Here is a 25,061-nt window from a genome sequence, read left to right on the forward strand (position 1 = left end):
CAGATGTGGAAGCCCGGTAACGGGTGGAGCTGACTGGTACTAATAGGCCGAGGGCTTGTCCTCAGTTGCTCGCGTCCACTGTGTTAGTTCTGAAGTAACGAACTGTGCCTATATCCGGTTTGGTTAACTTCATAGTGTTTCGGTGGTCATAGCGTTAGGGAAACGCCCGGTTACATTTCGAACCCGGAAGCTAAGCCTTTCAGCGCCGATGGTACTGCAGGGGGGACCCTGTGGGAGAGTAGGACGCCGCCGAACAACCCGCCCTTTTAGCTCAGTCGGTAGAGCGTCTCCATGGTAAGGAGAAGGTCAACGGTTCGATTCCGTTAAAGGGCTCCAACAAAGAAGGCCCCCGCCATTGGCGGGGGCCTTCTTGCATTTCAGGCAGTATCCGTCCCGCGTGTCAAGCCCCGAACCTTCGGGCCGTGACGTGGGCCGGCGTTCGGGGCGCAATGGGAGCAGAGCAGCTCGCGTTCACCGAACCACGGAAGGACTCCCCATGAGCGTCGAACCGATCCGCCGACCCGTCCGTACGGCGAAGACCGTCCACGCCGTCGCAGGCGCCTCCCCGCTGCCCACCGGTCCCGGCGGAGGGTCCGTCCACCACGTCGCCGTCAGGGGCAGTGAGCCCCGGTCGTGGCAGATGGCGGCGCCGTCCTTCATGATCCTGTCGACTCTGCCCCGGAAATAGCGGCCGGGGGCGTGCTCAGTCGCCCTCGCGGGGCTGCGGGACGCGGAAGGCGAGGATGGCCATGTCGTCCGAGGCGGGTTCGGCGGCGAAGCGTTCCACCGCGCGCAGGACGCGGGCGGCCACCGCGCCCGCGGTGAGGCCGGTGCAGGTCGTGAGGACTTCGGCGAGGCCGTCGTCGCCCAGCATCCGGGTGCCCTCGCGGCGCTCGGTCACGCCGTCCGTGACGCAGAGCAGGACATCGCCCGGATCCAGGGTGACGGTCTCCTCGTAGAGGTCCAGGTCGTCGATCACGCCGAGCAGTGGCTGCGGTTCCGCGGCCGGGACCACCTCGCCGTTCGGGCGCAGGCGCAGCGGGAGCGGGTGGCCCGCGCAGACGACCTTCATCAGGGCGCTGCCGTCGGGCTGCGGGTGCAGTTCGCCGTAGAGCAGGGTGAGGAAGCGGCTGCGGGCGCCCTCGTCGAGGATGGCCGCGTTGAGGCGCTCCAGGACCGCCGGGCCGCCGAGGCCCTCGCGGGCCAGCAGGCGCAGCGCGTGCCGGGCGAGGCCGGTGACCGCCGCCGCCTCGGGGCCCGTACCGCACACGTCGCCGATGGCGAAGCCGTACACCCCGGTGCGGATCGGGAAGACGTCGTAGAAGTCGCCGCCCACCTCGTTGCCCTCGCCGGCCGCGCGGTAGATGACCTCGACCTCCATGCCGGGGATGGCGGGGGAGCCGGGCGGCAGGAGGCTGCGCTGGAGGGAGCGGCTGATCGCGGTGCGCTCGGAGTAGAGCCGGGCGTTGTCGAGGGCCAGGGCGGCCCGGCGGGAGAGGTCCTCGGCGAGTTCGAGGATCTCCTGGCGGAAGTGCTCCTCGCTGGGCTTGCCCAGGGTGAGCAGGCCGATGACGCGGTTGCGGGCCATCAGCGGCAGGACGACGGTCTCGCCGGCGACGGCGGCCGAAGCCTCGGGCCAGGGACGGGCGCCCGCCTCGCGCAGCGCCTCCGGCGGAGCGACGCGGGACAGCAGGACCTTGAGGTCGTCGATGCGTTCCTCGTCCTCGTGCAGGACGAAGGAGAGGAACGGCTCCGAGGACTGGTCGGCGATGGTGTAGACGGCGCACCAGGTGGCCAGGGTCGGCACGGTCATCTGGGCCATGAGGGCCAGGGTCTGGTCCCGGTCGAGGGTGCCCGCGAGCAGGTCGGAGGCTTCGACGAGGAAGGAGAGCGAGCCGCGGCGCAGGCGTTCCAGCTCGCCGAGGCGGGCGGATTCCACGGCGAGCGCGATCCGGTCGGCCGCGAACTGCAGGCGCAGGGCGTCCTCGTTCGAGTAGCGGCCCGGGCCCTCGGCGGCGATGCCGAGGGAACCGGTGAGGCGGCCCTCCACCTTGAGGGGGACGGTGACCGCGGAGCGCATGCCGGTGGATTCGAGGAGAGGGACGGCTCCGGGGACGGCGGCGAGGTCGTCGTGGACCGCGGGCATCCGGGCGGAGCCGTAGCGGTTGGTGCCCGCCTCGACGGGGACGCGGGCGAAGCGCTGGCGGGTGGAGGGCAGGCCGGTGGTGGCCCGTACCTCCAGTTCGGTCTCGTCGTCGGTGGCGAGCAGCAGGAAGGCGGAGTCGGCGTCCAGGAGGTCGCGGGCGCGTTCGACGGTGCGCTGGAGCAGGCCGTCGAGGTCGTCGGGGGCCGGAGAGCCGATGAAGATCTCGAAGGGGTCGGCGGCGCGAGGTTCGGTGAGCATGCCGCCGTCGGCGGGGATCCGGACCGGGCTCTGGAGCAGGGCCCGCTCGTCGTCGTGGACGAGCAGGCAGACGATGGACGGCTCGCCGTGGGCGTCGCGGACGCGCAGGTGGGAGGCGTAGACGGGGATGACGCGGCCGTCGGCGCCGCGGATGCCGTAGCTGCCCTCCCAGCGCGACAGGCGCAGGGCTTCGGCGATGCCGGTGCCGGTGCCGGGGGTCTGCGGCCAGGCGGCGAGCTCGGCGAGGGGGCGGCCCACGGCCTTCTCGGCGGGGTGGCCGAAGATGTGCTCGGCGTCCTCGTTCCAGGCGATGACCTCGTCGGAGGCGTCGATCTGGACGACGGCGACGCGGACGCGGCTGTCCGCGAGCGGCAGCAGCTGGTCCGGGACGACGGGGCCCGCCGAGCGGGTACCGACCGGACGGTCCGGGAGGTCCAGGCGGAACCACACGTGCTTGTGGGTGGCGGTGTACTCGACGCCCCAGCGGGTGGCCAGGGCGGCGCACAGCATGAGGCCGCGGCCGCTCTCGCGGTCCGGGTCCGCGTAGGGCCGCTCTCCCGGGTACTCCAGCGGGAGGGCGCGTTCCGGATAGCGGTCGGCTACCTCGACCCGTACGCCGTCCTCGGTGCGCAGGCACAGGACCTCGGCCCGGGTGCCGGCGTGCACCACGGCGTTCGTGACCAGCTCACTGGTGAGCACCACGGCGTCGTCGACGATGTCCGCGAAGCCCCAGCCCTGGAGGGTGTCGCGGACGAAGGCGCGGGCGGTGGCGACGGAGCGCCCGAGCGGATCGAAGCTGGCAGCGGCCCGTGCCGTGATCACAAGTCTCCTCCGACGCGGTTGGACATCGGGTGCCAGGTTACTTACCTTCGCGGTCGGCGCGGTGCGGTCGTCCGGTATTCCCCCCACAGGGTGTGGACCGTGTGCGAAGGTGCCGAAGTGTTATGGCCTGGTTCGGCCGGGGTGAAACACTGGACAGGCTTGGAGAGCCGGGTTGCGTGGAGTCAGGACCCGGCGGTGCGGTCGACCCTTTCGGGAGGGACACGGTGGAGTCTGGCGTAGCAGCGCGCAGGACAGGTGCGCGTGCGAAGGGCGGACGGTCCCGGCGGGGCAGCACGACCGAGGTCGATACCGCCGCATTGAACCGTCTGGTCACGGCCCTGGTGTCGATGCGGGACGGGAACTTCCGCAAGCGGCTGACGGTGTCCGGCGACGGCGTGATGGCGGAGATCGCCGCTGTCTACAACGAGGTCGCCGACCGAAACCTGCACCTCACCGGTGAGCTGTCGCGGGTCCGGCGGATGGTCGGGCGCGAGGGCAAGCTGAGCGAGCGGCTGGAGACGGGGGCCTGCGAGGGCTCCTGGGCGGCCGCGATCGACGCCTCGAACCAGCTGGTGGACGATCTGGCCCGGCCGGTCTCCGAGGTCGGCCGGGTGCTCTCGGCGGTCGCCGAGGGCGATCTGGACCAGCGGATGGACCTGCGGACTCAGGCGGCCGAGGGGGCCGGGCATCCGCTGCGCGGTGAGTTCCTCAAGATCGGCCGGACGGTCAACAACCTGGTCGACCAGCTCTCGGCGTTCACCGACGAGGTGACCCGGGTGGCGCTGGAGGTCGGCACCGAGGGCAAGCTCGGCGGTCAGGCGCAGGTGCGCGGGATGTCGGGTTCCTGGAAGGACCTGACCGATTCGGTCAACACGATGGCCTACCGGCTCACCGCCCAGGTGCGTGACATCGCTCTCGTCACGACGGCGGTGGCGAAGGGCGACCTGTCGCGCAAGGTCACCGTGCACGTGGCCGGCGAGATGCTCCAGCTGAAGAACACCGTGAACACGATGGTGGACCAGCTGTCGTCGTTCTCCTCCGAAGTGACGCGGGTGGCCCGCGAGGTGGGCACCGAGGGCGAGCTGGGCGGCCAGGCGAAGGTGCCCGGGGTCGCGGGCGTGTGGAAGGACCTGACGGACTCCGTCAACACCATGGCGGGGAACCTGACCGCCCAGGTGCGCGGGATCGCGCAGGTCACGACCGCGGTGGCCAGCGGTGACCTGTCGCAGAAGGTGACGGTGAGCGCGCGCGGCGAGGTGGCCCAGCTCGCCGAAACGATCAATCAGATGACCGAGACGCTGCGGACCTTCGCGGACGAGGTCACGCGGGTGGCGAGCGAGGTCGGCGCCAAGGGGCTGCTCGGCGGCCAGGCGCAGGTGCCGGGGGCGGCGGGGACGTGGAAGGACCTCACCGATTCGGTGAACACGGTCTTCCGCAACCTCACCACGCAGGTGCGCGACATCGCGCAGGTGACCACTGCGGTGGCCAACGGCGACCTGTCGCAGAAGGTCACCGTGGACGTGGCCGGCGAGATGCTGGAGCTGAAGAACACCGTCAACACGATGGTGGACCAGCTCCAGTCCTTCGGTTCCGAGGTGACGCGGGTGGCCCGCGAGGTCGGCGTCGAGGGCGAGCTGGGCGGTCAGGCGCAGGTGCCGGGGGCGGCGGGGACGTGGAAGGACCTCACCGATTCGGTGAACACCGCCTTCCGGAACCTGACCGGCCAGGTCCGCAACATCGCCCAGGTGACCACGGCGGTGGCCAACGGCGACCTGTCGCAGAAGGTCACCGTGGACGTCTCCGGCGAGATGCTCCAGCTGAAGAACACCGTGAACACGATGGTGGACCAGCTGTCGTCCTTCGCCGACCAGGTCACGCGGATGGCGCGGGACGTGGGGACGGAGGGCCGCCTCGGCGGTCAGGCGCGGGTCGAGGGGGTGTCCGGTACCTGGAAGGAGCTGACCGACTCGGTCAACTTCATGGCCGGGAACCTGACGTCCCAGGTGCGCCAGATCGCCCAGGTGACGACGGCGGTGGCGCGCGGTGACCTGTCGCAGAAGATCGACGTGGACGCGCGGGGCGAGATCCTGGAGCTGAAGAACACCATCAACACGATGGTGGACCAGCTCTCCGCCTTCGCCGAGCAGGTGACCCGGGTGGCCCGGGACGTGGGCACGGAGGGCCGCCTGGGCGGTCAGGCGCAGGTGCCCGGCGTGGCCGGCGTGTGGCGCGACCTGACCGATTCGGTGAACGGCATGGCCGGGAACCTGACCTCGCAGGTGCGCAACATCGCCCAGGTCGCGACCGCGGTGGCGCGCGGCGACCTGTCGCAGAAGATCGACGTGGACGCGCGCGGCGAGATCCTGGAGCTGAAGAACACCCTCAACACGATGGTGGACCAGCTCTCGAACTTCGCGGAGCAGGTGACCCGGGTCGCCCGCGAGGTGGGCACCGAGGGCATCCTGGGCGGCCAGGCCGAGGTGAAGGGGGTCTCCGGTACCTGGAAGGACCTCACGCAGTCGGTCAACTTCATGGCCAACAACCTGACCTCGCAGGTCCGCAACATCGCGGAGGTGACCACGGCGGTCGCGATGGGCGACCTGTCGAAGAAGATCACGGTCGACGCCAAGGGCGAGATCCTGGAGCTGGTGACGACCGTCAACACCATGGTCGACCAGCTGTCCTCCTTCGCGGAGCAGGTCACGCGGGTGGCGCGCGAGGTGGGCTCCGAGGGCATCCTCGGCGGCCAGGCCCGGGTGCGCGGGGTGACCGGTATCTGGAAGGACCTGACCGACAACGTCAACCTGATGGCCAACAACCTGACGTCGCAGGTGCGCAACATCTCCCAGGTCTCGGCGGCGGTCGCCAACGGCGATCTGACCAAGAAGGTCACGGTCGAGGCGCGCGGCGAGGTCGCGCAGCTCGCGGACACGGTCAACACCATGGTCAAGACGCTGTCGTCGTTCGCCGACGAGGTGACCCGGGTGGCCCGCGAGGTGGGCACCGAGGGCCGCCTCGGCGGTCAGGCGCACGTGCCCGGGGTCTCGGGGACCTGGAAGGACCTCACCGACTCGGTGAACTTCATGGCCTCCAACCTCACCGGTCAGGTGCGGCAGATCGCCATGGTCACGACCGCCATCGCCAAGGGCGACATGACCAAGAAGATCGACATCGACGCCCGGGGCGAGATCCTGGAGCTGAAGACCACCATCAACACCATGGTCGACCAGCTGTCGTCCTTCGCCGACCAGGTCACCCGGGTGGCCCGCGAGGTGGGCACCGAGGGGATCCTGGGCGGCCAGGCCCGGGTCCGGGACGTGGACGGCACCTGGCGCGACCTCACGGAGTCCGTGAACGAGATGGCCGGGAACCTCACCCGGCAGGTACGGGCGATCGCGGCCGTGGCCACGGCGGTGACCCGCGGCGATCTGAACCTGAAGATCGACGTGGACGCGGCGGGCGAGATCCAGGTCCTCCAGGACAACATCAACACGATGATCGCCAACCTGCGCGACACCACCCTGGCCAACAAGGAGCAGGACTGGCTCAAGGGCAACCTGGCCCGGATCTCGGCGCTCATGCAGGGCCGCCGGGAGCTGGACGACGTGGCTTCGCTGATCATGAGCGAGCTGACCCCGGTGGTCTCGGCGCAGCACGGCGCGTTCTTCCTGGCGCTGCCGTCCGGCGGGGCCACCGAGATCGGCGCCGACGGCGTCCACGACGGCCCGTACGAGCTGCGCATGCGCGGCAGCTACGCGTACGCGGGCGGCTCCATGCCGACCTCGTTCCGGCCGGGGGAGGGGTTGATCGGGACGGTCGCCGAGGAGAAGCGGACGATCCTGGTCGAGAACACCCCGCCGGGCTACCTGAAGATCTCCTCGGGGCTGGGCGAGGCGCCGCCGGCCCATGTGATCGTGCTGCCGGTGCTGTTCGAGGGGAACCTGCTCGGCGTCATCGAGCTGGCGTCCTTCCAGCCGTTCACGCAGATCCAGAAGGACTTCCTCAGCCAGATCGCCGAGATGATCGGTACGAGCGTCAACACCATCAGCGTCAACTCCAAGACGGAGATGCTGCTCAAGCAGTCGCAGGAGATGACCGAGCAGCTGCGCGAGCGCTCCGACGAGCTGGAGAACCGGCAGAAGGCGCTCCAGGCCGCCAACGCGGAACTGGAGGAGAAGGCCGAGCTGCTGGCCCAGCAGAACCGGGACATCGAGGTGAAGAACACCGAGATCGAGGAGGCCCGGCAGGTCCTGGAGGAGCGCGCCGAGCAGCTCGCGGTCTCGATGCGCTACAAGTCGGAGTTCCTGGCCAACATGTCGCACGAGCTGCGCACCCCGCTCAACTCGCTGCTGATCCTGGCCAAACTGCTCGCGGACAACGCGGACGAGAACCTCTCGCCGAAGCAGGTGGAGTTCGCCGAGACGATCCACGGCGCGGGTTCGGACCTGCTCCAGCTGATCAACGACATCCTGGACCTGTCGAAGGTCGAGGCGGGCAAGATGGACGTCTCGCCGACGCGGATCGCGCTGGTCCAGCTCGTGGACTACGTGGAGGCGACCTTCCGGCCGCTGACGGCGGAGAAGGGCCTGGACTTCTCGGTGCGGGTCTCGCCGGAGCTGCCGGCCACCTTGCACACCGACGAGCAGCGGCTGTTGCAGGTGCTGCGCAACCTGCTGTCCAACGCGGTGAAGTTCACCGACGGCGGCGCGGTGGAGCTGGTGATCCGGCCCGCCGGGGCGGACGTACCGCAGGCGATCCGGGAGCAGTTGCTGGAGGCCGGGTCGCTGCGGGAGGCGGACGCGGACCTGATCGCCTTCTCGGTGACCGACACCGGGATCGGGATCGCGGCGAGCAAGATGCTGGTGATCTTCGAGGCGTTCAAGCAGGCGGACGGGACGACGAGCCGCAAGTACGGCGGTACCGGGCTCGGGCTGTCCATCAGCCGGGAGATCGCGCGGCTGCTGGGCGGCGAGATCCACGCGGCCAGTGAGCCGGGACGCGGTTCCACCTTCACGCTGTACCTGCCGCTGCACCCGAGCGAACTGCCGCCGCAGGGGTACTCGCCGCCCGCGCCCGGCGGCCGCGGGGACCTGTACCGCAGGGCGGCCGAGGTCGCGTCCGCGCTTCCGGTGATGCCGTCACTGCCGGCCGCGCCGACGACTCCGGCGGGGCCGGCCGTGCCCGTACAGCCCGTGGCGGCTGCGCCCTCCGGTACGCCGGGGGCCGACGGGCAGCACGCGGGGCAGGGGCACGGGGCGGCGACGCTGTTCCGGCGGCGGCGCAAGGCGGCCGGCGACCAGGGAGCGCGGCCGGGGATGCCGGGTGCGCAGAACGGGGCGCAGGGGTACGAGGAGGAGTGGGGCGGCGCGCTGGACGAGCTGCCGGTGGTGCCCCGCACCTACGACTTTCACGGCGAGAAGGTGCTGATCGTCGACGACGACGTGCGCAACGTCTTCGCGCTGACCAGTGTGCTGGAGCAGCACGGCCTTTCGGTGCTGTACGCGGAGAATGGCCGCGAGGGCATCGAAGTCCTGGAGCAGCACGACGACGTGACGGTCGTTCTGATGGACATCATGATGCCGGAGATGGACGGCTACGCGACGACGTCGGCGATCCGGCGGATGCCGCAGTTCGCGGGGCTGCCGATCATCGCGCTGACGGCGAAGGCGATGAAGGGGGACCGGGAGAAGGCGATCGACTCCGGAGCGTCCGACTATGTCACCAAGCCCGTCGATCCCGACTTCCTGCTGTCGGTGATGGAGCAGTGGATGCGCGGGAAGTGATCGATACGGGAACGAAGACGTATCGATTGCTGACGCACTGTGTCCGCATCGGTGTGGGAGGGCGGTATACGGGGAACCTTCTGCTCCCCCACACCGTTTCTGCTTCGTGCACAGTGACATCTTGGTGACAGGGTGTGGCGATCTCGGGACTGGGGCTACGATGACCGGCACAAGGACGGACGGCGCACGGAAGCCGCCTGCTGGGGCGGGCCCCGGGCTGAGCGCTGGAGCCAGGAGCCGGGGAGGCCCCATGCCGGGGCGAGGAGGACAGGGCATGGTGCAGAAGGCCAAGATCCTCCTGGTCGACGACCGGCCGGAGAATCTGCTGGCGCTGGAGGCCATCCTCTCCGCGCTCGATCAGACACTGGTCAGGGCGTCGTCGGGGGAGGAAGCGCTCAAGGCGCTGCTGACAGACGATTTCGCGGTCATCCTGCTGGATGTGCAGATGCCCGGGATGGACGGTTTCGAGACGGCCGCGCACATCAAGCGGCGGGAGCGGACCCGGGACATCCCGATCATCTTCCTGACCGCGATCAACCACGGTCCGCACCACACCTTCCGCGGCTATGCCGCCGGGGCCGTGGACTACATCTCCAAGCCCTTCGACCCGTGGGTGCTGCGGGCCAAGGTCTCGGTCTTCGTCGAGCTGTACACGAAGAACTGCCAGCTGCGGGAGCAGGCGTCGCTGCTGCGGCTCCAGCTGGAGGGCGGCGGGTCCGGCGGCGTCGAGGGCAAGGAGACGGCGGGCCTGCTGGCCGAGCTGTCGGCCCGGCTCGCGGCGGTCGAGGAGCAGGCGGAGGCGCTCACCAAGCAGCTCGGCGAGGAAGCGGCCGATCCCGCGGTGGTGGCGACCGCCGCCCATCTGGAGCGGAAGCTGACCGGTCTGCGCCGGGCGCTGGACGCGCTGGAGCCGGGCACCGGCGGCGGATCGACGATGCTGCCCGCGCAGGCCTGAGCCGGGGCGCACTGCAAGGAGACCGGGCGGGCCGCGACGAGCGGCCCGCCCGGTCCCTTTGCGCGGTACCGGCGCTGAGGGGCTGTCAGCTCTGGCCGTACGTCAAATGACGCACCGGGACGACGACACGAACGGGTGAAGGGGTGGGCACGCGTGTCCACCGGGGTGCGCACCGGTAACCTCGGGGCCATGGCCTCACGTACGTCCGGCAAGGGTTCCCAGAGCGCCGCGGGTGCCGCGAAGGCCCGCACCGGCCGTACGACGGCGCCGGCGAAGAAGGCTGCGTCGCCCGCGGGCAGGCCGCCCGCGAAGAAGGCCGCGGCCGCCAAGCGCGCCCCGGTCCGCAAGACCGCGCCCAAGCCCGCACCGTCCCCGACCGGGGGCGTGGTGCGCCTGGTGCGCGCCGTGTGGCTCGGCCTCGCGCACGCGGTGGGCGCCGTCTTCCGCGGCATGGGGCGCGGCGCGAAGAACCTCGACCCGGCCCACCGCAAGGACGGGGTCGGGCTGCTCCTGCTCGCCCTCGCGCTGATCGTCGCCGCCGGAACCTGGTCGAACCTGAGCGGTCCCGTCGGGGATCTGGTCACGATGCTCATCACCGGGGCGTTCGGACGGCTCGACCTGCTGGTGCCGGTCCTCCTCGGGGTCATGGCGGTGCGCTTCATCCGCCACCCCGAGCAGAGCGACGCCAACGGCCGGATCGGCATCGGCCTGACCGCGCTGGTCATCGGAGTCCTGGGGCTGGTCCACATCGCCTGCGGCGCGCCCGGCCGGGACGAGGGCACCACCGCCATGCAGAACGCGGGCGGCCTGATCGGCTGGGGCGCCTCCAAACCCCTCATCTTCACCATGGGCGCGCCCCTGGCCGTGCCGCTGCTCGTGCTGCTCACCGTCTTCGGGCTGCTCGTGGTCACCGCCACCCCGGTCAACGCGATCCCGCAGCGGCTGCGCCGGCTCGGGATCCGGCTCGGGGTGATCGCGCCCAACGAGTACGACACCGCCTACGCCGAGCAGGAGGGCGACCGCCACGATCCCGAGCGGTGGCGGGCCAACGAGCAGGCCGGCGCCGCGGCTCGCCCGGACGCGGCCGCTCCGGCGGCCTCCGCCGAGGAGGAAGCCCTCGCCGCCCGGCGGCGCAGGCCCCGGCGCGCTCCGGCGCGGCCCGCCATGGACCGCGGGATGGACGCGGTGGACGTCGCCGCCGCGGCGGCCGCCGCCCTGGACGGAGCGGTGTACGGCGGCATGCCGCCCTCACCGCTCGTCGCCGACCTGACCCACGGGGTCGCGCCCGCGCGGGAGGACGTCGAGATCACGGCCCCGGTGCCGCCCGCCCGCGAGCAGCGCGGCGAGCCGAAGGAAACGGGCGCCCCCCAGGGCTCCCCGGCCGCGGCCCCGCCCGCCCCGGCGGCCGCGCCCGCCCCCGCCGCCGGACCGGGCGGCGTACCCGATCTGACCAAGGCTCCGCCGCGGACCGAGGCGCTGCCGCCGCGCGCCGAGCAGCTCCAGCTGCGCGGGGACATCACGTACGCGCTGCCCTCGCTCGACCTGCTGGAGCGCGGCGGCCCCGGCAAGACCCGCAGCGCCGCCAACGACGCGGTGGTCGCCTCGCTGAGCAACGTCTTCATGGAGTTCAAGGTCGACGCGAGGGTCACCGGCTTCACCCGGGGCCCGACGGTCACCCGCTACGAGGTGGAGCTGGGCCCGGCGGTCAAGGTCGAGCGGATCACGGCCCTGGCCAAGAACATCGCCTACGCCGTGGCCTCGCCCGACGTGCGGATCATCAGCCCGATCCCGGGCAAGTCGGCGGTCGGCATCGAGATCCCGAACACCGACCGCGAGATGGTCAACCTCGGCGACGTCCTGCGCCTCGCGGACGCGGCGGAGGACGACCACCCGATGCTCGTCGCGCTCGGCAAGGACGTCGAGGGCGGCTACGTCATGGCCAACCTCGCCAAGATGCCGCACGTCCTGGTCGCCGGTGCCACCGGTTCCGGCAAGTCCTCCTGCATCAACTGCCTCATCACCTCGGTGATGGTGCGGGCGACCCCGGAGGACGTCCGGATGGTGCTGGTCGACCCCAAGCGGGTCGAGCTGACGGCGTACGAGGGCATCCCGCACCTGATCACGCCGATCATCACCAACCCGAAGCGGGCCGCCGAGGCCCTCCAGTGGGTCGTGCGCGAGATGGACCTGCGCTACGACGACCTGGCCGCCTTCGGCTTCCGGCACATCGACGACTTCAACAAGGCCATCCGGGACGGCAAGATCAAGCTGCCGCCGGGCAGCGAGCGGGAGCTGAGCCCCTATCCGTACCTGCTGGTGATCGTCGACGAGCTGGCCGACCTGATGATGGTCGCCCCGCGCGACGTCGAGGACTCCATCGTCCGCATCACCCAGTTGGCCCGCGCGGCCGGCATCCACCTCGTGCTCGCCACCCAGCGTCCGTCAGTGGACGTGGTGACCGGCCTGATCAAGGCGAACGTGCCCTCGCGGCTCGCCTTCGCCACCTCCTCGCTCGCCGACAGCCGGGTCATCCTCGACCAGCCCGGCGCCGAGAAGCTCATCGGCAAGGGCGACGGGCTGTTCCTGCCGATGGGGGCCAACAAACCGGTCCGGCTCCAGGGCGCCTTCGTCACCGAGGACGAGATCGCCGGGATCGTCCAGCACTGCAAGGACCAGATGGCGCCCGTCTTCCGGGACGACGTGACGGTCGGCCAGAAGCAGAAGAAGGAGATCGACGAGGAGATCGGGGACGACCTCGACCTGCTGTGCCAGGCCGCCGAACTGGTCGTCACCACGCAGTTCGGCTCGACCTCCATGCTCCAGCGCAAGCTGCGCGTCGGCTTCGCCAAGGCCGGACGGCTGATGGACCTCATGGAGTCACGCGGCATCGTCGGGCCCAGCGAAGGGTCCAAGGCGCGCGACGTGATGGTCAAACCGGACGAGCTGGACGGGGTCCTCGCGGTCATCCGGGGCGAGACCGGACCGTGACCGGGTCGTGAAGAAAACGGGGGCAACCGTTTCCCCCGGCCGCTCGTCAAGTTGAGGAAAGGGGTGGCGCCGTGTGCGCCCGCGCCGCGCGTCCGCAGGGAAACGGGGCGCGTATCCGCGGGGAAGCGGGGCAAGCGTCCCGATGCCATACGGATGGCGTACGGAGGCCACCCTCCGGTTGCTCCACCCTTTCGTCACCCCCCTAGACTGGACATCCAGCAGGTGGCTACACGCTCGAAAGGCGCCCCCGTGTCCATCGGCAACTCCAATTCCCCCGAAGATGACCGGCCTTCGACCGACGACCTGATCGTCGAGCGGCCCGCCGCCGGTCCGTCCATCGGGACGGCCCTCCAGCAGGCCCGGATCGCCGCCGGGCTCACCGTCGACGAGGTCAGTTCCACCACCCGCGTGCGCATCCCGATCGTGCACGCGATCGAGCAGGACGACTTCACGCGCTGCGGCGGCGACGTCTACGCCCGCGGTCACATCCGTACCCTCGCCCGCGCCGTGCACCTCGATCCGGAACCCCTGGTCGAGAGCTACGACGCCGCCCACGGGGGCCGCCCGGCGCCGACCCCCGCCGCTCCGATGTTCGAGGCGGAACGGATCCGTCCCGAGCGGCAGCGGCCCAACTGGACCGCCGCCATGGTCGCGGCGATCGTCGCCGTGATCGGCTTCGTCGGCTTCACCGCGCTCAAGGGCGGCGACGCCGACACCAAGCGGCCGGTGGCGGAAGGTTCCGCCTCCCCGCAGGCCACGCCCAAGCAGTCCGGTGCCAAGCCGGCCAAGCCGGCCGCACCGACCCCGCAGGCACCCAAGCCGGAGCCCTCCGACAGTGCCATCGCCGCGGCCCCGAAGGACCTCGTCACCGTGGTCATGACGGCCACCACCGGTGAGAGCTGGATCTCCGCGAAGGACCACAGTGGTCGCCTGCTCTTCGACGGAACCCTCCAGCCGGGAGAGACCAAGACCTTCACCGACAAGCAGTCCATCGATCTCGTGCTCGGCGACGCCGGGGCCGTCCAGCTGTTCGTGAACGGCAAGGAGATCAAGGGCGGCTTCCAGTCGGGACAGGTGGAGCGCCTCACCTACACCAAGGACGATCAGCGCCAGGGCACCGCGCAGGCGGGCTGACCGGCCGTTTCACCGTCATCCACGCACCCATCCGGCGGACCCCGGGGAGCCCCGCGCACCCCGGGGTCCGCGCTGTCCCGGGCGCGGCGACGGACGGGGCGGGGGCCGGTGCCGGGACGAAGTAGTCTTGAGTCCATGCCCGAACGCCGTACCGTCGCCCTTGTCACTCTTGGCTGCGCCCGTAACGAGGTGGACTCGGAGGAGCTCGCAGGCCGCTTGGCGGCGGATGGCTGGGAGCTCGTCGAGGACGCCGCCGACGCGGACGTAGCCGTCGTCAACACCTGCGGCTTCGTCGAAGCCGCCAAGAAGGACTCCGTAGACGCCCTGCTGGAAGCCAACGATCTCAAGGATCACGGCCGCACGCAGGCCGTCGTAGCCGTCGGCTGTATGGCCGAGCGCTACGGCAAGGAACTCGCCGAAGCGCTCCCCGAAGCCGACGGAGTCCTCGGTTTCGACGACTACGCCGACATCTCCGACCGCCTCCAGACGATCCTCAACGGCGGCATCCACGCCTCCCACACCCCCCGGGACCGGCGCAAGCTGCTGCCGATCAGCCCGGCCGCCCGCCAGGACACCGACGTCGCCCTGCCCGGGCACGCCCAGGAGCCGGTCGCCGAAGCCCCCGCGGACCTGCCGGACGGGCTCGCGCCCGCCTCCGGGCCGCGCGCGCCCCTGCGCCGCCGCCTCGGCAACAGCCCCGTCGCCTCCGTGAAGCTCGCTTCCGGCTGCGACCGCCGCTGCTCCTTCTGCGCCATCCCGTCCTTCCGCGGCTCCTTCATCTCCCGCCGCCCCAGCGACGTGCTGGGCGAGACGCGCTGGCTCGCGGAGCAGGGCGTCAAGGAGATCATGCTGGTCTCCGAGAACAACACCTCGTACGGCAAGGACCTGGGCGACATCCGCCTGCTGGAGACCCTGCTGCCCGAGCTGGCCGCCGTGGACGGCATCGAGCGCGTCCGCGTCAGCTACCTCCAGCCCGCCGAGATGCGGCCCGGCCTGATCGACGTGCTCACCTCGACCCCCAAGGTCGTCCCGTACTTCGACCTGTCCTTCCAGCACTCCGCGCCCGACGTGCTGCGCGCCATGCGCCGCTTCGGTGACACCGACCGGTTCCTGGAGCTGCTCGACACCATCCGCTCCAAGGCCCCCACGGCCGGCGTGCGGTCCAACTTCATCGTCGGCTTCCCCGGCGAGACGGAAGCGGACTTCGCCGAGCTGGAGCGTTTCCTCACCCACGCCCGCCTCGACGCCATCGGCGTCTTCGGCTACTCGGACGAGGACGGCACCGAAGCCGTCACCTACGAGAACAAGCTGGACGAGGACACCATCGCCGAGCGGCTCGCGCACATGCAGCGGCTGGCGGAGGAGCTGACCTCGCAGCGCGCGGAGGAGCGGATCGGAGAGACCCTGGAGGTACTCGTCGAGACCGTCGTCGCGATTGACGGCGGGCACGACGAGAACGGCGACGACGCGGGTGCCTACGGGCGCGCGGCGCACCAGGCGCCCGAAACCGACGGCCAGGTCGTCTTCACCGACGGCGCGGGCCTGGTGCCCGGGCGGATCGTCACTGCGAAGGTGGTCGGCACGCTGGGCGTGGACCTGGTGGCCGAGCCGCTGGGGATCGGGATCGGGAACCTTGAGGAGGCGGCCGGATGACCGGAGTCCCGGCACCCGCGGCGGGCGGGACCGGCCGCCGGCCGGCGCCCGGCGCGAAGCTGGGGGCGGCGGCCGTCAACCAGGCCAGCCTGTGGAACATCGCCAACATCCTGACGATGATCCGGCTCGTGCTCGTGCCGGGGTTCGTCCTGCTGCTGCTCGCCGACGGAGGCTACGACCCCGTCTGGCGGGCGCTGGCGTGGGCGGCGTTCGCCGTGGCCATGATCACCGACATCTTCGACGGCCACCTGGCCCGGACCTACGACCTGGTCACCGACTTCGGCAAGATCGCCGACCCCATCGCCGACAAGGCGATCATGGGGTCGGCTCTGGTGTGTCTGTCCTGGCTCGGTGACCTGCCCTGGTGGGTCACCGGCGTGATCCTGGGGCGCGAGCTGGGGATCACCCTGCTGCGGTTCTGGGTGATCCGCTACGGGGTGATCCCGGCGAGCCGGGGCGGGAAGCTCAAGACCCTCGCCCAGGGGACGGCGGTCGGCATGTACGTGCTGGCGCTGACCGGGCCGCTGGCGACCTTGCGGTTCTGGGTCATGGCGGTGGCCGTACTTCTCACAGTCGTCACCGGTTTGGACTACATCCGCCAGGCCGTCGTGCTGCGCCGGCAGGGCATCATCGCGGAGCGGGCCGCGAGGTGACGCACGCGAGCGCTCGGTCCGAGGGGTCCCCGCAGGGGCCGCAGACGGCGGCGGACGCCGCCGCCACGGCTGCGGAAGTGCTCGATCTGCTCGCGGAGAGTGACGGGACGCTCGCCGTTGCGGAGTCGCTCACGGGCGGACTGGTCGCCGCCGAGCTGACATCGGTTCCCGGTGCCTCGCGCTCCTTCCGCGGCTCGGTCACGGCGTACGCCACCGAGATCAAAGAGCGGGTGCTCGGCGTCGACGCCGAGCTGCTCGCGGCGCACGGAGCGGTGAACGCGCAGGTCGCGCAGGAGATGGCGGCGGGAGTGCGGCGCCTGCTGGACGCGACCTGGGGGATATCGACCACCGGGGTGGCCGGTCCGGAGCCCCAGGACGGGCAGCCGGTGGGGACGGTTTTCATCGCCGTCGCGGGGCCCGCGGGCAGGAAATCGGCCCGGCTGAGGTTGAACGGCTCACGGGCGGAAATTCGTAGGGAGAGTGTACGGACAGTGCTCGAACTTCTCTCGAGCGAACTCCGCGAGAATCTCCGAAGGCAGGACACGGAACGGAACGGGGGGATTTGATGTTTGCAGCCCTGAGTGAACACGACATCGCTCCCCGCACGGCCGCGGCGCGAGGCGGTACGGTGGGGCGTGAAGGTTACGGCTACACGGTCAGAGGAGGGAGCCACCGATGATTCTGCTCCGTCGCCTGCTGGGTGACGTGCTGCGTCGGCAGCGCCAGCGCCAGGGCCGTACTCTGCGCGAAGTCTCCTCGTCCGCCCGAGTTTCGCTCGGCTATCTCTCCGAGGTGGAGCGGGGGCAGAAGGAGGCATCCTCCGAGCTGCTCTCCGCGATCTGCGACGCGCTGGACGTACGGATGTCCGAGCTGATGCGCGAAGTGAGCGACGAACTGTCGCTCGCCGAACTCGCGCAGTCGGCCGCGGCGAGCGAACCGGTCCCGGCACCGGTGCGCCCGATGCTCAATTCGGTCTCCGTGGCCTCGGTCACGGGTGGCCCGCCGGAGCGGGTGACCATCAAGTCGCCCGTGGAAGCGGTGAACGTCGTCGCCGCTTGATGTTCAGAGCGTGAGTGTGGCCGGAGCCCCGGTCGGCGTGTGATGCGCCGGCCGGGGCTCCGTGCCGTTCCGGACCGCCGGCAGGCCGGGGTGGCTCCGCGGACCGCTTCTGGGTGCGGGCGCGCGGGGGGTGCGGGAGGATGGGGCGAGTCCATCCCGGCCCTGGGAGGCTGCCGTGCGGCGGTTACGGAACCTGTGGATACCCCTGGCCCTGGTCCTGGGCGCGCTGTGGTGGTGGGCGGTGCTCCGGCTCGCGCTGGCGCCCGCGGCCGCCGGGCCGGTCGAGGGGGCGGTGGCCGCGGGCGGCTGGGGGCTGGGGCTGCTGCCGGTGCACTGCGCCCGCCACGGCGCCGCTACCAGGGCATCGCGACGCCGCCGTTCGGACGCAGGATCTGCCCCGTCATGAACGACGAGGCCTCCGAGGCGAGGAAGAGCACCGCCTGCGCGACGTCCTCGGGCTCGCCGACCCGGCGCAGCGGGGACATGCGGACCATCGCCGCCTCCGTCCGCTCCTGGACCTCCCGGCCGTGCCGGGCGGTCATCGGGGTACGGACCCACCCGGGCGCGACCGCGTTGACACGGATGCCGTGCGGGCCCGCCTCGGTCGCCAGGGTCTTGGTCAGCTGGACCACCGCGGCCTTGGCCGCGCTGTAGCAGAGCAGGCCGGGCTGGGCGGCGTCGACCGCTCCGGAGGCCATGGTGACGATCGAGCCGGGCCGCCCGGCCGCGATCAGGGCGCGGGCCGCCTCCTGGCAGGTGAACAGGATCCCCTTGAAGTTCACGTTCATCACCCGGTCCAGGTCCTCGTCCCGGGTCTCCAGCACGGTGCTGGTGTGCATGATCCCGGCGACCGCGGCGGTGATGTCCGGTGGTCCGGCGACCTCCACCACGGCGCGCAGGGCGGCGCGGTCGGTGACGTCGAGGACGTGGACGGTGGCGGGCGGGCCCCCGCCCTTGGCCACGAGGGCGGCTGTCTCGTCCAGGCCCCGTGCGTCCAGGTCCACGCAGCGCACGGCCGCGCCCGCCTCGGCGAGGAGCACGGCGGTGGCGCGGCCTATGCCGCCGGCCGCTCCCGTGACCAGCGCGGTGCGGCCGGTGAGGTCGTACGCGGGCAGGGGCGGGGGAGGGGCCGGTGCGGCGGCCGGGGCGGGCACGGGCGGAGGTGCGGGTGCGGGCGCCGGTGCGGCGAGGGGGGCGGTGGGAGCGGGCAGCGGGTGGGGTGAGGACATGCCGGGACCGTACGACCGTATCTGACGGAGCGTCAACTGGTCGGGCCCGATTGGCAGCGCGGGCACCAGTAGGTGGGCCGGCCGTCCTGCGGGGCCTCGCGGATCGGGGTGCCGCAGCGCAGGCACGGGCGGCGCAGCCGCCCGTACACGAAGAGTTCCTGGCCGCGCCGGGGACTGCCGGTGGTGTTGCGGGACCGGTCCTTGTTGGCGTCCAGGAGGCGGTGCGCGGCGGCCGCCACGCGCGGCAGGGTGCGCTCCGGTTCGGCCAGGGCGCCGACCGGGGTCCAGGGGGTCACCTGGGCCAGGAAGCACACCTCGGCCTTGAAGATGTTGCCGATCCCGGCGAGGTTGCGCTGGTCGAGCAGGGCCTCGCCGAGGGGGCGGTCCGGGTCGGCGAGCAGGTTGCGGGCGGCGAGCTGCGGATCCCAGTCCGGGCCCAGCAGGTCGGGGCCGAGGTGGCCGACGACGCGGTGCTCGTCGATGGTGCGGAGCAGGTCCAGTACGGGCAGGCGGTAGCCCACGGCCGTTTGCTCCGCCGTGCCGAGGACGGCGCGGATCTCGTACTCGGGGCCGCCGCGCCAGGGGGCGCCGGGCTCGAACACCCGCCAGGAGCCGTCCATCCGCAGGTGGCTGTGCAGGGTGAGGCCGCCCTCGACGCGGTGCAGGAGGTGCTTGCCGCGCGGGACGACGTCCAGGGTGGTGCGGCCGGTGAGGTCGACGGTGGCCAGGCGCGGGACGCGCAGGTCGCTCACGACCAGGGGGTGGCCGGCCAGGGCGGTGCGCAGGCGGTGGGCCGCGCGCCAGATGCTGTCACCTTCGGGCATGGGGCCATTGTGGCCCCGTGCCCGAAGGTGCGCCGGGCGTCGGCGCCGGGCGAATGCGCCGGGCGTCACGGCCGGCTCGCGCCTCACTTCCAGACGAGGCCCTTGCCCAGGGTGAACGGGTCGCCCCAGTATTCGGCGGAGGCGACCTTCGTCTCGGCGGACGGGGCCAGCGCGACCGCGCAGCCCGACATGACCTGCCCGTTGGTGAAGCCCTTGGGCAGGGAGTTGTTCGGGCACTTCTCGAACTTGCCGATGACGGTGAGTTCCTGGGCCTCGCTGTCGTCGCCGAGGTGGCCCTTGATGTGGCCGACCGAGGCGAACGACAGGTCCGTGGTGCCGACGTTCTTGACCTGGTAGCGGATGTAGTACGGAACCATCCCCTTCACCTTGTCGCCGAGCTTGAACGGCGCGAGGTCGGCCGGCTGGCCCTTCTCGATGGCCGTGACGGCGAGCGTGATGGTGCCCTTGGTGCTGCCGGAGGTGAACGGGAACTGCGCCTGCTCGCCGAGGGCGAACTTCTGGCCCGCCGTGGCCGTGGCGCCGCTGCCGCCGGCGGCGGGCGCGCTCGCGGAGGCGCTGGGCGCGGTGCTCGCCCCGGGCTGCTGGGCGGACTGCGACGGCTGGGCGGAGGGCGCGGTCGTCTTCGCCGCGTCCGCCTCCTCGTTGCCGCTCTTGCAGCCGCTCAGGGCCAGGACGGCGACGACCGCCAGGCCCGTGGCCGCCAGGGTGGTTCGGCGCATGCCGGTTGTGCTCACTGTGTCCCCCATGAATGTGACTGTGCATGGTCAATCGGATGATCAGCGAGCAGCGTAAGCGGCCGGGCGGGCCGGATTGCGCCGGCCGCGTCCCAAGACCGTCTCAGCCTGGTACCAGCCCTTCCGCTTGCGTCGGCGCGCACCGCGGCCCGGTCACGGCCGCAGCCGCAGCCCCCTTGGGGTCGCGTGGAAGCCCGCGGCCTCCAGGCCCGGGCCGAGCGGCGAGGTGAGCGCCGGGGAGGCGTTGATCCGCTCCACCGTCAGCGGCGCCACCGTGCCCGCCCGGCACGCGGCCGCCAGGACGCCCAGCGCCGCCGTCAGCCGTGGATCGTCCACCTCGGGCCACGCCAGCAGGGTCTTGCCGCCCCGCTCCAGATAGAGCGTCAGTTCCCCGTCCACCAGCACCACCAGTGAGCCCGCCTTGCGGCCCGGCTTGTGGGCCGAGCCGGCCGGGGGCTCCGGCCACGGCAGGGCCGCGCCGTACGCGGAGGCCGGATCGGCCGCCGCCAGCACCACCGCCGCCAGCGGGGGCGGGTTCCGCTCGGCGGCCCGCAGCCGGTCCACCGCGCCGTCCATCGCGAACTGGGCCGCCCCCAGCCCCTCCACCACATAGCCGCGCCGGGCCTGCCCGCTGTCCTCGAAGGCCGACAGGATCCGGTAGACCGCACTGAACCCGCCCTCGACGCCCTCCGCGGCGACCGCCCCCCGCGTCACCACCCCGTGCCGGTCGAGCAGGGTCCGGGCCAGCGCGTGCGCCCGGTGCGTGGGATCGGCCGCGCGGGCGGGCAGCAGCGACCAGCGCCCCGAGACCGTCGGCGGACCGGTCCGCGAGACCTGCGCGCCGAGCGTGCCGTACCGCCCGCGCGGCACCGTCCGCCGGGCGCGGTGGGCGGTCGCGCCCGCCGTCCGGCCCGAGCCGAGCAGTGCGCGCAGCGGCGCCAGGCTGTCGTTCGTCAGCCGCCCCGACCAGGCCAGGTCCCACAGGGCCTCGGACAGCTGGACGTCGCTCACCTCGGGCAGCGGGCCGCTCCGCAAGGACTCCGCGATCTGCCGGAAGAACAGGCCGTACCCGCCGGAGAGGGCGTCCAGGACCCCCTGGTGCAGCGGGGACGGATCCAGCGGGTGCGGCGGCGGCAGCAGCAGCGGCGCCGCGTCCGCCAGGTAGAGCGAGACCCAGCCGTCCTTGCCGGGCAGCGCTCCGGCGCCCGCCCAGAGCACCTCGCCGCTGGTCGTCAGCTCGTCCAGCAGCGCGGGGGAGAAGCCGCTGACCCGCGACGGCAGGATCAGCCGCTCCAGCGCCGACGCCGGGACCGGCGCGCCCTGGAGCTGCTCGACCGCCCGGGCCAGGCCGTCGATCCCGCGCAGCGCGCCGCCCAGGTGCTGCCACTGGGGGAGGAAGGTGGCCAGGGCGGTCGGCGGGACCGGTTCCAGCTCCTGGCGCAGCGCGGCCAGCGAGCGGCGGCGCAGCCTGCGCAGCACGGTCGCGTCGCACCACTCCTGGCCGATGCCCGCCGGGTGGAACTCGCCCTGGACCACCCGGCCCGCCGCGGCGAGCCGGTGCAGGGCCCCGTCGGCGGTGGCCGTGCCCAGGCCGAAGCGGGCGGCGACGGCCGCCGTGGTGAAGGGGCCGTGCGTACGGGCGTACCGGGCAAGGAGATCGCCCAGCGGGTCCTTGACCGGCTCGGTGAACGCCTCGGGCACGCCCACCGGCAGCGCGGTCCCCAGCGCGTCCCGCAGCCGCCCCGCGTCCTCGATGGAGGCCCAGTGCTCCGCGCCGCCGATCCGCACCGCGATCACCCGCCGGGCCGTGGCCAGGGACCGCGCCCAGGCCGGCTCGGCGCCCCGCTCGGCCAGCTCCGCCTCCGTGAGGGGGCCCAGCAGCCGCAGCAGGTCGGCCACCGACTCCGCGTCCCGGGCCCGGCGCTCCGCGGTCAGCCACTGCAGCTCCCGCTCCAGCTCGGCCAGTACCTCCGCGTCCAGCAGCTCGCGCAGCTCCGCCTGGCCGAGCAGCTCGGCCAGCAGCCGGGAGTCCAGGGAGAGCGCGGCCGCCCTGCGCTCGGCCAGCGGCGAGTCCCCCTCGTAGAGGAACTGGGCGACGTAACCGAACAGCAGGGAGCGGGCGAAGGGCGAGGGCTCGGCGGTGGTGACCTCCACCAGGCGGACCCGGCGGGACTCGATGTCCCCCATCAGCTCGGTCAGCCCCGGAACGTCGAAGACGTCCTGGAGGCATTCGCGCACCGCCTCCAGGACGATCGGGAACGAACCGAACTCGGAGGCCACCTGGAGGAGTTGCGAAGCCCGCTGGCGCTGCTGCCACAGCGGGGTGCGCTTGCCGGGATTGCGCCGCGGCAGCAGCAGGGCGCGCGCCGCGCACTCGCGGAAGCGGGACGCGAACAGCGCCGATCCGCCAACCTGTTCGGTGACGATGCCCTGGACCTCGCCGTGGTCGAAGGTGACGTCGGCCGCGCCCAGCGGGGCCTTCTCGTCGTCGAACTCGAAGGCGGTCGCGGAGCTCGCCGGGGCCGGGTCGTGGTCCAGCAGGTCGAGCGGCTCACCGCCGAGGCCCAGCAGGTCGGCGTCCGGCAGGCGCAGCACGATGCCGTCGTCGGCGTGCATGACCTGCGCGTCCATCCCGTAGCGCTCGGCGAGGCGGGCGCTCAGCGCCAGCGCCCACGGCGCGTGCACCTGGGCGCCGAAGGGGGAGTGGACCACCACCCGCCAGTCGCCCAGCTCGTCGCGGAACCGCTCGACCACGATGGTCCGGTCGTCGGGCACGTGCCCGCAGGCCTCGCGCTGCTCGGCGAGGTACGCCAGCACGTTCTGCGCGGCCCAGGCGTCCAGGCCGGCGGCGAGCAGCCGCAGCCGCCCGTCCTCCTCGGACAGGGCGCCGACCTCGCGGACGAACGCGCCCACCGCGCGGCCCAGTTCCAGCGGGCGGCCCAGCTGGTCGCCCTTCCAGAACGGCAGCCGCCCGGGCACCCCGGGCGCCGGGGTGACCAGGACCCGGTCCCGCGTGATGTCCTCGATGCGCCAGGAGGTGGTGCCGAGGGTGAAGACATCGCCCACCCGGGACTCGTAGACCATCTCCTCGTCCAGCTCGCCGACCCGGCCGCCGCCCTTCTTCGGGTCCGAGCCGACCAGGAAGACGCCGAACAGGCCGCGGTCCGGGATGGTGCCCCCGGAGGTGACCGCGAGGCGCTGGGCCCCCGGCCGGCCCGTGGCCGTACCCGCCACGCGGTCCCACACCACGCGCGGCCGCAGTTCCGCGAACGCGTCGGAGGGATAGCGCCCGGCCAGCATGTCCAGGACCGCGGTGAACGCCGACTCCGGCAGCGCGGCGAAGGACGCCGCCCGCCGCACCAGGGCGAGCAGGTCGTCCACCTGCCAGGTGTCCATCGAGGTCATCGCCACCAGCTGCTGCGCCAGCACGTCCAGCGGATTGGCGGGGACGCGCAGGGACTCGATGGACCCGCTGCGCATCCGCTCGGTGACCACGGCCGCCTGGACCAGGTCGCCGCGGTACTTCGGGAACACCACGCCGGTGGAGACCGCGCCGACCTGGTGTCCGGCGCGGCCCACGCGCTGGAGGCCGGAGGCCACCGACGGCGGCGACTCCACCTGTACGACCAGGTCCACCGCGCCCATGTCGATGCCCAGTTCGAGACTGGACGTGGCGACGACGGCGGGCAGCCGCCCGGCCTTCAGGTCCTCCTCGACCAGTGCCCGCTGTTCCTTGGACACCGAGCCGTGGTGGGCGCGGGCGAGCAGCGGCGGGGCACCCTGCGCGGCGCCCGACTGGGCCATGATCTCGGCGGGGGGAGAGCCCGAGGGCAGCGGCTCGCCCATCGCCCGCTCATAGGCGATCTCGTTGAGCCGGTTGCACAGCCGCTCGGCGAGGCGCCGCGAGTTGGCGAACACGATCGTGGACCGGTGGGCCTGCACGAGGTCCGCGATCCGCTCCTCCACATGCGGCCAGATCGACGGCTTGTCGCCGCCCTCCTTGCCCTCGGTGGCGGGCGAGCCGCCCAGCTCGCCCATGTCCTGCACCGGGACGACCACCGACAGGTCGAACTCCTTGGTCGAGGGCGGCTGGACGATCTCCACCTTGCCGCGCGGGGCCAGATAGCGGGCCACCTCGTCCACCGGCCGGACCGTCGCCGACAGGCCGATCCGGCGGGCCGGGCGGGGCAGCAGTTCGTCGAGCCGCTCCAGGGACAGCGCCAGGTGGGCGCCGCGCTTGGTCGCGGCGACCGCGTGCACCTCGTCGACGATGACCGTCTCGATCCCGGTGAGGGCCTCGCGGGCGGCCGAGGTCAGCATCAGGAACAGGGACTCGGGGGTGGTGATGAGGATGTCCGGCGGGCGGGTCGCCAGCGCCCGGCGCTCCGCGGGCGGGGTGTCACCGGACCGGATCCCGACCCGGATGTCGGGCTCGGGCAGCCCGAGCCGCAGCGACTCCTGCCGGATCCCGGTCAGCGGGCTGCGCAGATTGCGCTCCACGTCCACCGCGAGGGCCTTGAGGGGCGATACGTACAGCACCCGGCAGCGCTTCTTCGGCTCGGCCGGCGGGGGTACGGCCGCCAGCCGGTCCAGCGCGGCGAGGAACGCGGCGAGGGTCTTGCCCGAGCCCGTGGGCGCCACCACGAGGACGTCCGAGCCCTCGCCGATGGCCCGCCAGGCCCCTTCCTGCGCGGCGGTGGGCGTACGGAAGGCCCCCGTGAACCAGGAGCGGGTCGCGGGGGAGAACGAATCGAGCGCGGAGCCGGCCATGCCCCCATCGTGCACCCCGCCACTGACAACGG

At 72.2% G+C, this 25,061-nt stretch carries 15 protein-coding genes, 1 tRNA gene and 1 rRNA gene; 12 read left to right on the forward strand and 5 right to left on the reverse strand.

Going from position 1 to position 25,061, the window contains the following annotated elements; translation table 11 throughout:
• Nucleotides 1–138: 138 nt before the first annotated feature.
• The 3 genes from rrf to ABZY31_RS07975 all read left to right on the forward strand — a co-directional run bounded on the left by rrf (nucleotide 139) and on the right by ABZY31_RS07975 (nucleotide 688).
• Nucleotides 139–255, forward strand: a 5S ribosomal RNA gene (rrf, locus tag ABZY31_RS07965).
• 5 nt (nucleotides 256–260) lie between these two features.
• Nucleotides 261–336, forward strand: a tRNA-Thr gene (locus ABZY31_RS07970).
• 160 nt (nucleotides 337–496) lie between these two features.
• Nucleotides 497–688 (forward strand): hypothetical protein, encoded by a 192-nt coding sequence (locus ABZY31_RS07975; protein WP_356406009.1) that lies wholly within the window; start codon nucleotides 497–499, stop codon nucleotides 686–688.
• 15 nt (nucleotides 689–703) lie between these two features.
• Here ABZY31_RS07975 and ABZY31_RS07980 read toward each other — a convergent pair whose 3' ends face one another.
• Nucleotides 704–3,226: a SpoIIE family protein phosphatase gene (locus ABZY31_RS07980; protein ID WP_356406011.1), complete on the reverse strand. Its 2,523-nt coding sequence runs from the start codon at nucleotides 3,224–3,226 to the stop codon at nucleotides 704–706.
• Nucleotides 3,227–3,450: 224 nt separating this feature from the next.
• Between ABZY31_RS07980 and ABZY31_RS07985 the strand changes: the two genes are divergently transcribed.
• The 9 genes from ABZY31_RS07985 to ABZY31_RS08025 all read left to right on the forward strand — a co-directional run bounded on the left by ABZY31_RS07985 (nucleotide 3,451) and on the right by ABZY31_RS08025 (nucleotide 17,857).
• On the forward strand, nucleotides 3,451–9,009 hold the full coding sequence (locus ABZY31_RS07985) for a HAMP domain-containing protein (RefSeq protein WP_356406013.1): 5,559 nt from the start codon (nucleotides 3,451–3,453) through the stop codon (nucleotides 9,007–9,009).
• Between the two features lie 274 nt (nucleotides 9,010–9,283).
• Complete coding sequence (locus ABZY31_RS07990) at nucleotides 9,284–9,964, forward strand: response regulator (protein WP_356406015.1); 681 nt, start codon at nucleotides 9,284–9,286, stop codon at nucleotides 9,962–9,964.
• A gap of 189 nt (nucleotides 9,965–10,153) precedes the next feature.
• On the forward strand, nucleotides 10,154–12,952 hold the full coding sequence (locus tag ABZY31_RS07995; RefSeq protein ID WP_356406017.1) for a DNA translocase FtsK: 2,799 nt from the start codon (nucleotides 10,154–10,156) through the stop codon (nucleotides 12,950–12,952).
• Nucleotides 12,953–13,201: 249 nt separating this feature from the next.
• Nucleotides 13,202–14,086: a RodZ domain-containing protein gene (locus ABZY31_RS08000; RefSeq protein ID WP_356406019.1), complete on the forward strand. Its 885-nt coding sequence runs from the start codon at nucleotides 13,202–13,204 to the stop codon at nucleotides 14,084–14,086.
• Nucleotides 14,087–14,221: 135 nt separating this feature from the next.
• Nucleotides 14,222–15,739 carry a 30S ribosomal protein S12 methylthiotransferase RimO gene (rimO, locus tag ABZY31_RS08005; protein WP_356406021.1) on the forward strand — a complete coding sequence of 506 codons (1,518 nt, stop codon included), beginning with the start codon at nucleotides 14,222–14,224 and terminating at the stop codon, nucleotides 15,737–15,739.
• A complete protein-coding gene (pgsA, locus tag ABZY31_RS08010; RefSeq protein WP_356406023.1) occupies nucleotides 15,736–16,392 on the forward strand; it encodes a CDP-diacylglycerol--glycerol-3-phosphate 3-phosphatidyltransferase in 657 nt (218 codons plus the stop codon). The genes rimO and pgsA overlap by 4 nt, the downstream gene beginning before the upstream one ends.
• Before the next feature lie 77 nt (nucleotides 16,393–16,469).
• On the forward strand, nucleotides 16,470–16,958 hold the full coding sequence (locus tag ABZY31_RS08015) for a nicotinamide-nucleotide amidohydrolase family protein (RefSeq protein ID WP_356406290.1): 489 nt from the start codon (nucleotides 16,470–16,472) through the stop codon (nucleotides 16,956–16,958).
• Between the two features lie 109 nt (nucleotides 16,959–17,067).
• Entirely contained in the window at nucleotides 17,068–17,451 is a 384-nt protein-coding gene (locus ABZY31_RS08020) for a helix-turn-helix transcriptional regulator (RefSeq protein WP_330332964.1), read from the forward strand.
• A 199-nt stretch (nucleotides 17,452–17,650) separates the two neighbouring features.
• Nucleotides 17,651–17,857, forward strand: a complete 207-nt coding sequence (locus ABZY31_RS08025; RefSeq protein ID WP_356406292.1) for a hypothetical protein — start codon at nucleotides 17,651–17,653, stop codon at nucleotides 17,855–17,857.
• Here the strand turns inward: ABZY31_RS08025 and ABZY31_RS08030 are convergent.
• From ABZY31_RS08030 to ABZY31_RS08045, 4 genes are all read right to left on the reverse strand, one after another.
• Nucleotides 17,805–18,680 (reverse strand): SDR family NAD(P)-dependent oxidoreductase, encoded by an 876-nt coding sequence (locus ABZY31_RS08030; protein WP_356406025.1) that lies wholly within the window; start codon nucleotides 18,678–18,680, stop codon nucleotides 17,805–17,807. The genes ABZY31_RS08025 and ABZY31_RS08030 overlap by 53 nt on opposite strands.
• A gap of 32 nt (nucleotides 18,681–18,712) precedes the next feature.
• Nucleotides 18,713–19,504: a DNA-formamidopyrimidine glycosylase family protein gene (locus ABZY31_RS08035; RefSeq protein WP_356406027.1), complete on the reverse strand. Its 792-nt coding sequence runs from the start codon at nucleotides 19,502–19,504 to the stop codon at nucleotides 18,713–18,715.
• Nucleotides 19,505–19,587: 83 nt separating this feature from the next.
• A complete protein-coding gene (locus tag ABZY31_RS08040) occupies nucleotides 19,588–20,244 on the reverse strand; it encodes a hypothetical protein (RefSeq protein ID WP_356406029.1) in 657 nt (218 codons plus the stop codon).
• A gap of 168 nt (nucleotides 20,245–20,412) precedes the next feature.
• A complete protein-coding gene (locus ABZY31_RS08045) occupies nucleotides 20,413–25,029 on the reverse strand; it encodes a DEAD/DEAH box helicase (RefSeq protein ID WP_356406031.1) in 4,617 nt (1,538 codons plus the stop codon).
• Nucleotides 25,030–25,061 lie beyond the last annotated feature (32 nt).

The organism is Streptomyces sp. NPDC006529 (assembly GCF_040611795.1).
Lineage (GTDB): Bacteria > Actinomycetota > Actinomycetes > Streptomycetales > Streptomycetaceae > Streptomyces.